The sequence below is a fragment of the Paenibacillus sp. WC2504 genome (assembly GCF_052682475.1).
In genome coordinates this window covers 7,176,008-7,189,298 of the sequence record NZ_JBQZFH010000001.1, presented here as the reverse complement: position 1 = coordinate 7,189,298, position 13,291 = coordinate 7,176,008, and the positions used below count along the sequence as shown (strand labels likewise).

Annotated in this window: 13 protein-coding genes and 1 rRNA gene; 13 read left to right on the top strand and 1 reads right to left on the bottom strand. The window is 47.5% G+C overall.

Annotated elements, in window-relative coordinates; translation table 11 throughout:
- Positions 1-24: 24 nt before the first annotated feature.
- From ACUN27_RS32690 to ACUN27_RS32640, 11 genes are all read left to right on the top strand, one after another.
- Positions 25-1,314 carry a TolC family protein gene (locus ACUN27_RS32690; RefSeq protein WP_315956234.1) on the top strand — a complete coding sequence of 430 codons (1,290 nt, stop codon included), beginning with the start codon at positions 25-27 and terminating at the stop codon, positions 1,312-1,314.
- Positions 1,315-1,470: 156 nt separating this feature from the next.
- The gene (gene gatC / locus ACUN27_RS32685; protein ID WP_127458260.1) at positions 1,471-1,758 is read left to right on the top strand and encodes an Asp-tRNA(Asn)/Glu-tRNA(Gln) amidotransferase subunit GatC; all 288 of its coding nucleotides are present in this window, start codon (positions 1,471-1,473) and stop codon (positions 1,756-1,758) included.
- Between the two features lie 28 nt (positions 1,759-1,786).
- Positions 1,787-3,244 carry an Asp-tRNA(Asn)/Glu-tRNA(Gln) amidotransferase subunit GatA gene (gene gatA / locus ACUN27_RS32680; protein ID WP_315956235.1) on the top strand — a complete coding sequence of 486 codons (1,458 nt, stop codon included), beginning with the start codon at positions 1,787-1,789 and terminating at the stop codon, positions 3,242-3,244.
- A gap of 33 nt (positions 3,245-3,277) precedes the next feature.
- Positions 3,278-4,729 carry an Asp-tRNA(Asn)/Glu-tRNA(Gln) amidotransferase subunit GatB gene (gatB, locus tag ACUN27_RS32675; protein ID WP_315956246.1) on the top strand — a complete coding sequence of 484 codons (1,452 nt, stop codon included), beginning with the start codon at positions 3,278-3,280 and terminating at the stop codon, positions 4,727-4,729.
- A gap of 57 nt (positions 4,730-4,786) precedes the next feature.
- Positions 4,787-5,275, top strand: a complete 489-nt coding sequence (locus ACUN27_RS32670) for a GNAT family N-acetyltransferase (protein WP_315956236.1) — start codon at positions 4,787-4,789, stop codon at positions 5,273-5,275.
- Positions 5,276-5,290: 15 nt separating this feature from the next.
- Positions 5,291-5,998, top strand: a complete 708-nt coding sequence (locus ACUN27_RS32665) for an MgtC/SapB family protein (protein ID WP_315956237.1) — start codon at positions 5,291-5,293, stop codon at positions 5,996-5,998.
- Between the two features lie 63 nt (positions 5,999-6,061).
- Positions 6,062-6,664: an RNA polymerase sigma factor gene (locus ACUN27_RS32660; RefSeq protein WP_315956238.1), complete on the top strand. Its 603-nt coding sequence runs from the start codon at positions 6,062-6,064 to the stop codon at positions 6,662-6,664.
- Positions 6,615-6,923, top strand: a complete 309-nt coding sequence (locus tag ACUN27_RS32655; protein ID WP_315956239.1) for a hypothetical protein — start codon at positions 6,615-6,617, stop codon at positions 6,921-6,923. The genes ACUN27_RS32660 and ACUN27_RS32655 overlap by 50 nt, the downstream gene beginning before the upstream one ends.
- Before the next feature lie 22 nt (positions 6,924-6,945).
- The gene (locus tag ACUN27_RS32650; protein WP_445560271.1) at positions 6,946-7,530 is read left to right on the top strand and encodes a hypothetical protein; all 585 of its coding nucleotides are present in this window, start codon (positions 6,946-6,948) and stop codon (positions 7,528-7,530) included.
- 99 nt (positions 7,531-7,629) lie between these two features.
- Positions 7,630-8,064: a peroxide-responsive transcriptional repressor PerR gene (gene perR, locus ACUN27_RS32645; protein ID WP_315956241.1), complete on the top strand. Its 435-nt coding sequence runs from the start codon at positions 7,630-7,632 to the stop codon at positions 8,062-8,064.
- A gap of 125 nt (positions 8,065-8,189) precedes the next feature.
- Complete coding sequence (locus tag ACUN27_RS32640; protein WP_445560270.1) at positions 8,190-9,902, top strand: glycosyl hydrolase family 18 protein; 1,713 nt, start codon at positions 8,190-8,192, stop codon at positions 9,900-9,902.
- 49 nt (positions 9,903-9,951) lie between these two features.
- On the opposite strand, the gene ACUN27_RS32635 is transcribed toward ACUN27_RS32640, so the two are convergent.
- Positions 9,952-10,356: a YgzB family protein gene (locus ACUN27_RS32635; RefSeq protein ID WP_315956243.1), complete on the bottom strand. Its 405-nt coding sequence runs from the start codon at positions 10,354-10,356 to the stop codon at positions 9,952-9,954.
- Between the two features lie 123 nt (positions 10,357-10,479).
- Here ACUN27_RS32635 and ACUN27_RS32630 point away from each other — a divergent pair, with 123 nt between their 5' ends.
- Both ACUN27_RS32630 and ACUN27_RS32625 read left to right on the top strand, forming a co-directional pair.
- On the top strand, positions 10,480-11,349 hold the full coding sequence (locus tag ACUN27_RS32630) for a nucleotidyltransferase-like protein (RefSeq protein ID WP_315956244.1): 870 nt from the start codon (positions 10,480-10,482) through the stop codon (positions 11,347-11,349).
- Between the two features lie 360 nt (positions 11,350-11,709).
- Positions 11,710-13,245, top strand: a 16S ribosomal RNA gene (locus tag ACUN27_RS32625).
- The last annotated feature ends 46 nt before the right edge of the window (positions 13,246-13,291 follow it).

Here is a 13,291-nt window from a genome sequence, read left to right as displayed (position 1 = left end):
TACTCAAGGAAGGAAGCGATTTTTTTGAAAAAAACGCTCATAAGTCTCTCAGCAGCTCTGTTACTCCTTTCCAGCTCGGCCTATGTTTACGCGGATTCACTACTAGATCCCGATCAAAATGTTTACGTGAACGAGGACGTTCTGGAGACCGTGTCCTCCGTTAATTTGGACTATGTGTTGGATAAAGCGCTGAAAGATTCCCATAACCTCTCTCTACTAGCGCTAAAATATGCCGCCCAAGGCAGCAAAAAGTCCGATCTCGAGCAGCAGATGGATAAAATGAGCTCGGCGTCTTTTGCCCCAGGTCACTTGCCAAGCACGCCTGAGGAGGTTACCAATACGGGGAATCCGCTGCTGCCGAATCTCACAGAACCTGCTGATATTGCTTGGACCGTCATGCAAAATAACGTGATGAACCAAATGATGCAGGGCATGGGCGCTCTCGCCGGCGGTATGAATGCGATCATTTCCGCACAACGGGCGCAAATGAACACAGCTGCGCATCAGTTAGGAACGGATCAGCGCAACTCGCTGCTTCAAACCGATGAAGCCAAAGCCGGTATTCGCCTGCAGACCATCGCGCAATACGTGCAGCTGCTTGGCCAAAAGAAACAGCTCGCTTTCATGCAGGAATACAAAGGTGTGATGGAGAAAGAGCTGCTGCGCGCAACGCTTCTCTCACAGCAAGGTTTGGCTTCCTCGGAGGATCTGCTGACAGCACAGAAAGCCATTAATAAACAGAAGGACGATACCGCTATCTTGTTGAACAATTATCGTCTGGGTCTTGTGCAGCTTTCGACGGACATTGGAATTTCCTATGATCCTAACTTAATCCTCCAAGATATCGATTCTATTTCGGTCCAGCCTATTGCAGAAACGGACACGATGACTTTATTGAAATCTTCTTATCAAATGAAATCTTCCGCTAATAACATCGATGAAGCTGTGTGGGAAACGGATCATACGGTGACCCAGAACACTTACGGTGAAACGTATTTAGGCGTCAATGTGGCGATTAACGGTCAGAAAAATGAGCAAATGCAACTCGACTTGACCAAGAAAATCCAATCTACGTACAACGATGCCAAAAATGCGTATGCCGCAGTCCTTACCGAGCAGCGAAATCTGACTGACGTTCAAGCGGATATGAAAAAAATGAAATTCCGCTATGAGGCGGGCGTCATCTCCAAGCATGACTTGAACAAGTTTCAGATAAAAGTAGATCAAAATGAAACTACACTCGCGGCAGCCAAACTGAAGTATTATGTACTAACTGAAAAAGCGAAGGCCATGGACACAGGATTCATCCAATAAATCATTTGCCAAAACTAACCATAGCTCCTTAGTCGCAGCGGTTCTCCGGAACCTCATCTGCATAGGGACTGTGGTTTTTTCTGGATTGAGTTCACAAATTATCTGGGATATAATGAAAAGAATGACTAAATGCTGATTCAAAGGGGTGTAGAGAACTTGAGCATTACCAGAAAAGATGTCGATCATGTCGCGAAGTTGGCTAGACTCGATCTAAGCGAGAATGAGAAAGAACTATTTACCGGACAGCTTAATGCCATTTTAAAATATGCGGAGCAGTTGAACGGGTTGAATACCGAAGGTATAGCTCCAACGAGCCACGCTATGCCGTTAGTGAATGTGATGCGGGAAGATGTCGTTACGCCGTCGCTGCCGATTGAGAAGGTAATGGCGAACGCTCCCGATCAAGAAGACGGGCAATTTAAAGTTCCGGCTGTTTTAGAATAGAGAACCATATGAAAGGGAGTGCCTGTCGTTGTCTTTGTTTGATCTAAACCTACAACAAATTCACGCGAAGCTTCAAGGCAAAGAGATTACCGTTGCCGATCTCGTGGATCAATCCTATACAAGAATTGGGCAAGTGGAAAGCAAAGTTCGCGCTTTCCTTACATTGGATGAAGAGAACGCAAGACAAGCTGCGGCCAAATTGGACGAGCAGCTCGCAAGCGGTCAAGCGCGTGGCGATTTATTCGGTCTTCCCATCGGGATCAAAGATAATATGGTCACCGAAGGTCTGAGAACGACGTGTGCTAGTAAATTCTTGTCGAACTACAATCCGATCTACGATGCGACCGTTGTCAGCAAGCTGAAAGAGGCGCAAACGGTTACCATCGGTAAGCTGAACATGGATGAGTTCGCGATGGGCGGTTCCAACGAGAACTCCGCCTACCACCCAACCCACAATCCGTGGAACACGGATTATGTGCCAGGGGGCTCCAGCGGTGGTTCTGCCGCTGCCGTAGCTGCAGGCGAGGTGTACTTCTCACTGGGCTCCGACACCGGCGGCTCGATTCGCCAGCCGGCTGCATACTGCGGTATCGTCGGGCTGAAGCCGACGTATGGTCTTGTGTCCCGCTATGGTCTTGTCGCGTTCGCGTCTTCGCTCGACCAGATCGGACCGCTGACGAAGAACGTCGAAGACTCCGCCTACCTGCTGCAAGCTATCGCAGGTTATGATGCGAAGGACTCCACTTCTGCGAAAGTGGACATCCCTGACTACCTCAGCGCACTGACCGGAGATGTCAAAGGTTTGCGCATCGGCGTGCCGAAAGAATACATGGGCAACGGGATTGACCCTGCCGTGAAAGAGAAAGTGCTTGAGGCGCTCAAAGTGCTTGAAGGCTTAGGCGCCGTATGGGAAGAAGTATCCCTGCCGCATTCCGAATACGCGGTTGCGACCTACTACCTGCTGGCTTCTTCCGAAGCATCTTCCAACCTTGCGCGTTTTGACGGAATTCGTTATGGCGTCCGTTCCGACAACGCCAACAATCTGCTTGACTTGTATCATCTTTCCCGGAGCGAAGGCTTTGGCCCTGAAGTCAAACGCCGGATCATGCTTGGAACTTATGCCTTAAGTTCGGGTTACTATGATGCTTACTATCTGAAAGCACAACAAGTTCGCACATTGATCAAACAAGATTTTGATCAAGTGTTTGAGAAATACGATATCATCATCGGGCCGACGGCGCCGACGCCTGCCTTCAAAATTGGCGAGCAAAGCAACGATCCGCTCACGATGTATCTGAACGATATCATGACCATTCCGGTCAGCTTGGCGGGTATTCCTGCGATTAGCGTACCTTGCGGATTCGTGAATGAACTTCCGGTTGGCCTGCAAGTCATCGGCAAAGCGCTGGATGAAGCTACCCTTTTGCGTGTAGCTCACGCTTTTGAGCAGCATACAGATCACCACAAGCAGCGCCCGCAATTGTAGGTTCATAGTTCATGAGTAACGAAGGAGGCATTTATTTTGTCGGCAACAGATACCCAATTTGAAACGGTCGTCGGTCTAGAGGTTCACGTAGAGCTTCATACCGCATCCAAAATATTTTGCGGTTGTGCAACCTCATTCGGTGCACCTCCGAATACGAATACATGTCCCGTTTGTTTAGGACACCCGGGCGTATTGCCCGTACTGAACCGCCAAGCGGTAGAATATGCCATGAAAGCTGCAATGGCGCTGAACTGCACCATTTCTACGCACAGCAAATTTGACCGTAAAAACTATTTTTACCCGGATTCTCCCGATGCTTATCAAACCTCGCAATACGATCAGCCGATCGGTTTGAACGGTTGGGTCGATATTGAAGTGAATGGCGAGACCAAACGCATTGGCGTGACGCGTGTGCATTTGGAGGAAGATGCAGGCAAGCTGACGCATGTGGATGGCGGATATGCCTCACTCGTTGACTTGAACCGTGCCGGTACGCCGCTCATCGAAATCGTTTCGGAGCCTGATCTGCGATCACCGGAGGAAGCTCGCGCTTACCTTGAGAAGCTAAGAGCCATCATGATCTACTGCGACGTGTCCGACGTGAAAATGGAGGAAGGCTCGATGCGCTGCGACGCGAACATCTCTTTGCGTCCATTCGGCCAAGAGAAGTTCGGCACGAGAGCCGAATTGAAGAACATGAACTCGTTCCGTGGCGTCCAGAAAGGACTGGAATACGAGGAATATCGTCAAGCGGACATTCTCCGAAGCGGCGGTGAAGTCGAGCAGGAAACACGTCGCTGGGATGACGGGCAGGGCAAGACGCTTTCAATGCGCGGCAAAGAAGATGCGCACGACTACCGTTACTTCCCGGATCCGGATCTCGTGAGCCTTTATATCGACGATGCTTGGAAAGCAGCGGTCAAAGCTACGATCCCTGAGCTGCCGGATGCCCGCAAAGCTAGATACAGCAGCCAGTTCGGCTTGCCGAACTATGATGCGGAAGTCATCACGTCATCAATGAAGCTGGCTAACTTTTTTGAGGAGAGCCTTAACTATACGCAGGATGCCAAAGCAGTTTCGAACTGGATTATGGGCGATCTGCTCGGGTATTTGAATGCGAACAATCTTGAACTTGCGGATGTCAAAGTGACGGGCAAAGGTCTAGGTGAAATGATCGGCCTGATAGAAAAAGGCACCATTTCCAACAAGATCGCCAAAACGGTATTTAAAGAAATGATCGAATCCGGTAAAGAACCACAGAAGATTGTGGAAGAGCAAGGACTCGTTCAAATCAGTGACGAAGGCGCGATTAAAGCTGTTGTCGAGCAAGTTGTTGACAATAGCCCGCAATCGGTTGCCGATTTCAAAGCGGGTAAAGAGAAAGCCGTCGGTTTCTTGGTCGGCCAAGTCATGAAAGAAACCAAAGGCAAAGCAAATCCAGGGCTGGTTAACAAATTAATTCTGGAGTGCCTGAACAGCAAATGATACAGTAAAGTGGTGATCCTTATGGACACCACTTTTTTATTTGAAGGAGGCTTCCGCATGTCTATTCAATCTCTTCCCCTGCATACGAATGAGGAAATCCTGCATCTGTTAGCGCTTCAAATCGCCTCCTATCGCGTTGAAGCTGAGTTGATTGGCTTTGAAGACATCCCTCCGCTTAAGGATGGCATTCAGTCTATACGCGAGGCTGAGGAGACGTTCTACGGCTATTATGTCGAGGAAGAGAACGAACGTAAGTTGGTTGGCGCGATTTCCTACTCCCGGGAAGGTTGTGTCGTCACGATCTGCCGGATGATGGTTCATCCTCATTTTTTTCGGCGCGGTATTGCTAGAGCGCTTTTGGAACATATACTACAAAAACAAGAGAATAGTGGTGTACAGCTTTTTATTGTATCAACGGGGACGGCGAACCTGCCGGCCACCCGGCTTTATCAAAGTTTTGGTTTTACAGTGAAGCGGGTATTCACAGTTCCTCCGGGCGTATCACTAACGACCTTTGAGCGACCAGGGGTCATCAGGGAAAAATAGGGAGGCGATCACATCGTGAGCAATCCATGGGTTATTGATCAAGTTCATATCACCATACGATTAGTCTTGGCGCTATTTCTTGGCGGCTTAATCGGCTTTGAGCGGGAGGTTAGCTCCCATGCTGCAGGGCTTCGCACGCATATTTTGGTCTGTGTAGGCTCCGCCTTAGTCATGCTGCTTTCCATGTATGGATTCAGCGCTTTTGTGAACGAGGTGAACGTTCGCTTAGATCCGTCACGTTTGGCGGCGCAGGTCATCAGCGGTATCGGGTTCTTGGGGGCTGGAACGATTATTTTTAACGGAAGGTCCATTACAGGACTTACGACGGCGGCCTCCCTCTGGGTAGTGGCTGGAATTGGTCTTGCCGTAGGGGCGGGTTTCTACTATCCAGCTGTCTTGGCTTGCTTTATGGTGTTAATATCCTTATGGATTTTGAACAAAGTAGAGCAGAAATTTTTTAACGGGAAAAAAGTTCGCATTCTCAAAATTCAGGCTATTGATCAACCGGGAACGCTCGGCGTGATTACTACCCTTTTAGGGAAACAGAAAGTTGATATTCGCAAAATTACATTGGAAGAACAAGAGAACGAGGACAAGCCGAATCAGGTTCAAATAACGTTTCATGTTACAATACCTAAGCCGTCTATCATCGTCTCCGTACTTGAGGGAATTAATCAAATAGATGGCGTCAGCGGTGTAACGATGGAAAAAGGAAAAAGTTGAAGGGGTTCTCCCACGGAGAGCGTCTAAGGTTATAAGACGAGATATGAAAGGGGGAGGCAAGGCATGGACAATTTGACGGATGAGCAGCTGATCGACCGGGTCCGTCAAGGTCATTCCGATGCTTATCGTGTGCTGGTAGAACGACACAAAAGTTATATATACACACTTGTATACCGCATGGTAGGACATAAGGAAACTGCCGAAGACCTGACCCAGGACGTATTCGTCAAGCTGTTTCGAACCTTATCGCATTTTCGCGGAGAGTCGAAGTTTACGACTTGGCTCTATCGCATGACCACAAATATCGTAACCGATTATCGGCGTTCACAGAAGCGTAAGCCCTATGAAGCTTTGCTTGATAAAATGAAGGGCTGGTTCTCGGACAGCAAGGAACAACCGGAAGAAAGGGCTCTGCTCAAGGATGAGCAGGAGCAGATGCAAGGGCTATTGTCCGAACTTCCGGACAAGTACAGGCTTATTATGTATCTGTATCATTATAAGCAGCTTTCTTACCAGGAGATGTCCGAGGTGACCGGGCTGCCTGTGAAAACACTCGAAACCAGATTATACCGGGGAAAAGCGATGCTCAAAGAAAAATGGCTGGAGGTGAATTCGCATGAATCGCAAGCAACAAGAAGACATCCGGCTCACGCAGTACCTAAATAAGCTGCTAGATGAGATGCCGCTTAACGAACCAAGCCCCTTGTTGACGGATCGTATCATGCGCGCTGTCCAAGCTGACGAGATCACGGTGCCGCAATCCAATTGGCAGGCATACCGGCGAAAAGCATGGGTCAACGGTCTCGTTGCAACCGCAGCAACCATTCTCCTGTTTCAACTCGGAATTATTCATAAAATCATGAACATCGATGTAGGCATTATTCAAATTACTTCGTATATCCAACATTTATCTGAGTTATTATGACCAGAAGAACGGAGGCCTTTACATGGCTATACCCAAAGACAGCTCGCATATTCCCCCGTATTCAACCGACTCCTCTTATCCAAACTATGCGCCTTATTATCCGATTCCCAGAAAGCGCAAATGGGTTGCAGGTGTATTGTCTTTCATCGTTCCAGGAACGGGGCATTTTTACTTAGGTCTCATGCAGCGCGGCTTATTCCTGATGATGCTGCTGATTCTTGATATTTTCATCATTACATCGTTAGCTTCTCAAAATAATACTAGCGTTCCAGCCGTTACTCTTTTTGCTTTGTTTATTCCTGTGATCTACTTCTACAATCTTTTTGATGCGCTTCAAATTACGGATTATGTGAACCGGCGCAATGAACTTGGCGCATTTGCAGGGTCCTATGATCATGAGTTTCAAGATCCTTTACAGAAGCTGATCAAAGGCACCAACATGGGCGTACTGCTCGTCGTTGTTGGCGTACTCTTTTTTCTTCTCAGCAACAAGCCGCGATGGGTTACGGGACTCTTCGATTTCATGGGCTCTTATGTAGGTTCGATTGCCCTCGTTCTTGGAGGTTTAGCTCTGTATGTGATTGATTCCCGTAAAAATAAGCACTGACAAGTTGGCTAAACCGCATAACCATCATTGACAAAAGGGAATGACCACACGTACAATATTATGTAAGGTTTTATTGACTAACAGCGGGTGGTGTGTAACATGGCAGCACAATTAGAACAAGCATTAGCTAAATTGAAAACAACAGGTGTTCGAATGACGCCTCAGCGTCATGCGATTTTATCCTATTTGCTGGACTCCATGACGCATCCGACAGCAGATGATATTTATAAGTCCTTAGAATCCAAATTTCCTAACATGAGCGTAGCGACTGTTTACAATAATCTTAAAGTTTTTATTGAATCGGGACTCGTTCGGGAACTGACTTATGGAGATAGCTCGAGTCGCTTTGATGCGGATATGACAGACCATTACCATGCGGTTTGCGAAGTTTGCGGCAAGATTGCAGACTTTGAATACCCGCCTCTTCATGATATTGAGACAACTGCTGCCGGGCAAACAGGCTTTAAGGTTGGCGGCTACCGGTTAGAGGTTTATGGCGTCTGCCCGGATTGCGCAGGGGTTACTAAGCATTAACTTTCGCAGAATTCCTCATTACCTGTTCCTATGTTGTATAATGAAACGTGATCATACCTTCTTGTTGATGGAGAGGGTAAGAGAACGTTTTTTTCTTTTTATATCGCATATAAGGAAGTGAAATCTTGCAGCAGCGCAGAAGATCGTCGAAGAAAATCCTACTGATCAGTTCACTTGTTTTCGGGATGTTCGCCGCAGGTGCGGCTTCATTTCTATGGCAGCAGTTTGCTCCGAATCGTACGAAAGTCGAAACCGAGTTTCACGAATTAAGCAAGCCGGTCTTTTATCAAGGGAATTATTATAAGTTAAGCGCGATTGGTGACAAAGAGGGGCTGAAGCTTCCACTGGAGCTCATCCAGGAGTGGATCGACCCTTCTATTCTATATGAAAAAAGCAGCGATTCCGTGATCATCACAACCAAAGATAAAGTACTGCGCTTGAAGACAACGGAACTTTCAGCGTTGATGAACGAGAAACCGATCACATTGTCTTTTCCTGTAGAGAAGAAGGGGAGCGACATCTATGTGCCGATAGAGCCGCTGCGCCAACTGTACCCTTTTGAGATCAGAGAGTCAGATCAGACGGGCGCCGTTCTTTTATTTAAAAAAGGCGAAACGCTGAAATGGGGAAAGCGCACGGACACGGAAGCGGCGCAGCTGCGCACTTTTGCCTCGATTAAAGCACCTATCGTATCAAGTATTGCCGGAGGAGAGCAGGTCATACTGCTCGGGGAAGAGGAAGAATGGTATCGAGTTCAGCAGGCAAGCGGACCGATTGGATATGTGCGTAAAACGGACATTCAGATGGATCATGATGAAACCATTCCCATTCAGGAGGATACATCGTCCTATGTGCCTTGGAAGCCGCCTGCGGGTAAGTTAAACCTGACATGGGAGCATGTGATTAGCAAGAATCCAGATACAACCAAGATCGGCGATATGCCTGGTCTGCAGGTTGTTAGTCCTACTTGGTTCTCGATATCGGATGGAGAAGGGCGCTTGAAGAACTTAGCCGATGCCTCTTATGTCAAATGGGCGCAAACCCGAAATTATCAGGTTTGGGCGCTATTCAGCAACGGCTTTGATCCTGATGTGACGAATAAAGCCCTATCGACCTATGATAGCCGGATGAAAATCATTAAACAATTGCTTGGCTTTGCGCAAACATACAAACTGCAGGGCTTCAACATCGATTTCGAAAATGTGTATCTCAAAGATAAAGAAAATCTCGTCCAATTTGTCCGTGAAATGACTCCTTTTATGCATGAACAAGGTTTGGCTGTGTCTATTGATGTTACGCCCAAATCAACCAATGAGATGTGGTCGATGTTTTATGACCGGACAGCGCTCGCTGAGGTGGTTGATTATATGATGGTGATGGCCTATGACGAGTATTGGGCGACCAGTCCCAAATCCGGTTCCGTATCCTCTTTGCCGTGGACAGAAAGCTCCGTAAAGCAGATACTTAATGCGGATAAGGTTCCACCTTCTAAGCTGGTCTTAGGTGTGCCTTTTTATACACGTCAATGGACGGAAGAAATGAAAAATGGCAAGTTAACGACCACTTCCAAAACATTAACCATGGAGGCTGCCGCAGCTATTATCAAAGATAAGAAGCTAACACCTACCTTTTTACCGGATACTGGCCAAAATTATGTGGAGTACAAAGACGGCGAGAAGCTCATTCGCATTTGGTTGGAGGATGAAACCTCGATGAAGTCACGGCTTGATCTCGTTAAGAAGTATGATCTCGCTGGGGTGGCCACATGGCGAAGAGGCTTTGAGCAGTCACCGATGTGGAAAGTAATCCAGGATGGTTTGGCTCCAGCATCACCATAAAAAAAGCCGATCCCCTCTACAAGGGATCGGCTTTTTGCTATTTCGGAGCTCAATGAGGCTTATGCTCATGATCTCTGTTCGGCTCTAGCGGGATTGCTTGTGCTGCCGCAGTTTCATGCTCAGCAGTAGGCTGGAACTGAGGATCAACGGTGAGAATTGTTTTACAGAACATGCAGCGGTCTGTTTTTCCTAGCATTTTAGTTCTTCTTCCGCATTCCGGACAGTCAAGCGCAATTGCTGAAGTAGAAAGCATGCCGGCCCAGAAGTAAATACCCATACTAACCAGCATGGAGACCATCCCGATAATCATGAAGATTACAGCAACTATTCGACCTGCTTTTCCCCAGTCAAAGACGACTCCTGCTAACCCTATAATCATTAGCAGCATGCCGCCCATTGTTAAAGCAAGACCCCACAAGCGAAATTCATTAACTTTACTTGATCTGAAACGCACGTGTTGTTCCCCCCATAATTTAGCTATCAGTTTTGTATGATTTGTCACAGAATTCAGCAGGAAACTCCTCTTGCATTGTAGAAATAAGATATAAACAATTGGAGACAGGAGCTTTGGACACCCATGGGAATTGATAAAGAGCAGTTTTTGCTTAAGTTCCGAAATGACGATCGGATCATTAGTGTCATGGCGGTTGATAATCCTAAGCAACTTCCCTCACTTACAGATGGCTTTGATATACTTCTGCTTATCGTAACGAACGACCTGAGCCTGAACAATCATACTACTAATTATATAAGAGACGATTCTCGGATACAAGAAAGGTGGGTAGATCCCTCCTCCATTGAACAATGGGTACGCCAAGGTCACAACCGAAATATCCTTCATTGGCTGCTAAAAGGGGAGATACTTCTGGATCAGAATACGTATTTAGAAGGACTGCGCCATCGTATACTTGAATTTCCGGCTGACCTGCGTGAACATAAACTACTTGTCGAGTTCTCTCTTTTTCTGCGTAAATATCTTCAGAGCAAGGAATATATTCTAGATGAGCACTTGCTTGATGCTTATAATAATATTTTGGAAGCCCTGCATCATTGGGCTCGTATTGTAATCATTGAGGATGGCTATCACCCGGAAATTACGGTATGGAGGCAGATTCGTGCAATAAATCCTGGGGTGTACAAGCTTTATGAGGAATTGACAATGAGCAAAGAGACATTGAAGCAACGAGTTCAGCTCGTTTTGCTGGCTTGTGAATTTTCGGTTATGTCAAAAATGGAGAGATGCTGCGAGGCGTTTATCCAGATCCTCAGAGAAAATGATAAGGCGTTCAGTTCAGATGAACTTCAACAGCATGTTCAATTAGTTGAAATTAAAACAGAACTTCCTTTACTGCTGAATAAGCTCGTTAAGAAAGGTTTGATCAAAGAAGTTGCTGTTCTCATCGATGAAGAAACTTCAGAGATTGAGCTGCGATATACGAGCGTATAATCGGTAAAATCCAAGGGGAATCAGATGTTCATCTGGTTCTTTTTTTATTTTTAATTTATTGCTTGACTTTAAATGCGTTTCTATGATAAATTAACTCTCGCCGCTAAAAACGGCTCACACGAAAAGCTAAAGTGGTACAAGGTTGCAAGCAAAGCAAGAAAAAAGAAAAATAAAAAAAGCTTGCATCGAATAGCCCGAATGTGATATATTATAAAAGTCGCCGCTAAACGGACGACGAAGAAATAAGAAGAAATTGATCTTTGAAAACTGAACAACGAGTGAGTAAGCACAGTCGAGTAATCGACTATAAATGAGATGAATAATCTCGCTAGCAAGTCAATTGAGCTATTCAGCTTTTCTATTATGGAGAGTTTGATCCTGGCTCAGGACGAACGCTGGCGGCGTGCCTAATACATGCAAGTCGAGCGGAGCACTTCGGTGCTTAGCGGCGGACGGGTGAGTAACACGTAGGCAACCTGCCTATAAGACTGGGATAACTATCGGAAACGATAGCTAAGACCGGATAACTGGTTTTCTCGCATGAGAGAATCATGAAACACGGAGCAATCTGTGGCTTATAGATGGGCCTGCGGCGCATTAGCTAGTTGGTAGGGTAACGGCCTACCAAGGCGACGATGCGTAGCCGACCTGAGAGGGTGAACGGCCACACTGGGACTGAGACACGGCCCAGACTCCTACGGGAGGCAGCAGTAGGGAATCTTCCGCAATGGACGCAAGTCTGACGGAGCAACGCCGCGTGAGTGATGAAGGTTTTCGGATCGTAAAGCTCTGTTGCCCTAGACGAACAGCAAGGTGAGTAACTGCGCTTTGTGTGACGGTATAGGAGAAGAAAGCCCCGGCTAACTACGTGCCAGCAGCCGCGGTAATACGTAGGGGGCAAGCGTTGTCCGGAATTATTGGGCGTAAAGCGCGCGCAGGCGGTTAATTAAGTTGGGTGTTTAAGCCCGGGGCTCAACCCCGGTTCGCATCCAAAACTGGTTGACTTGAGTGTAGGAGAGGAAAGTGGAATTCCACGTGTAGCGGTGAAATGCGTAGAGATGTGGAGGAACACCAGTGGCGAAGGCGACTTTCTGGCCTATAACTGACGCTGAGGCGCGAAAGCGTGGGGAGCAAACAGGATTAGATACCCTGGTAGTCCACGCCGTAAACGATGCATACTAGGTGTTGGGGATTCGATTCCTCGGTGCCGAAGTTAACACAGTAAGTATGCCGCCTGGGGAGTACGCTCGCAAGAGTGAAACTCAAAGGAATTGACGGGGACCCGCACAAGCAGTGGAGTATGTGGTTTAATTCGAAGCAACGCGAAGAACCTTACCAGGTCTTGACATCCCTCTGCAAGCTCTAGAGATAGAGCCCTCCTTCGGGACAGAGGAGACAGGTGGTGCATGGTTGTCGTCAGCTCGTGTCGTGAGATGTTGGGTTAAGTCCCGCAACGAGCGCAACCCTTGATCTTAGTTGCCAGCACTTCGGGTGGGCACTCTAAGATGACTGCCGGTGACAAACCGGAGGAAGGTGGGGATGACGTCAAATCATCATGCCCCTTATGACCTGGGCTACACACGTACTACAATGGTCGGTACAACGGGAAGCGAAGCCGCGAGGTGGAGCCAATCCTTATAAGCCGATCTCAGTTCGGATTGCAGGCTGCAACTCGCCTGCATGAAGTCGGAATTGCTAGTAATCGCGGATCAGCATGCCGCGGTGAATACGTTCCCGGGTCTTGTACACACCGCCCGTCACACCACGAGAGTTTACAACACCCGAAGTCGGTGGGGTAACCCGCAAGGGAGCCAGCCGCCGAAGGTGGGGTAGATGATTGGGGTGAAGTCGTAACAAGGTAGCCGTATCGGAAGGTGCGGCTGGATCACCTCCTTTCTATGGAGACTCGGTCTTGATAAGACCAGTCAAGTGCGCAAGCACA

Coding starts and splice junctions, on each gene's coding strand:
- ACUN27_RS32670 (WP_315956236.1), top strand. CDS start 4,787: ATGTCTATTCAATCTCTTCCCCTGCATACGAATGAGGAAATCCTGCAT.
- ACUN27_RS32660 (WP_315956238.1), top strand. CDS start 6,062: ATGGACAATTTGACGGATGAGCAGCTGATCGACCGGGTCCGTCAAGGT.
- ACUN27_RS32655 (WP_315956239.1), top strand. CDS start 6,615: ATGAATCGCAAGCAACAAGAAGACATCCGGCTCACGCAGTACCTAAAT.
- ACUN27_RS32650 (WP_445560271.1), top strand. CDS start 6,946: ATGGCTATACCCAAAGACAGCTCGCATATTCCCCCGTATTCAACCGAC.
- perR (WP_315956241.1), top strand. CDS start 7,630: ATGGCAGCACAATTAGAACAAGCATTAGCTAAATTGAAAACAACAGGT.
- ACUN27_RS32630 (WP_315956244.1), top strand. CDS start 10,480: ATGGGAATTGATAAAGAGCAGTTTTTGCTTAAGTTCCGAAATGACGAT.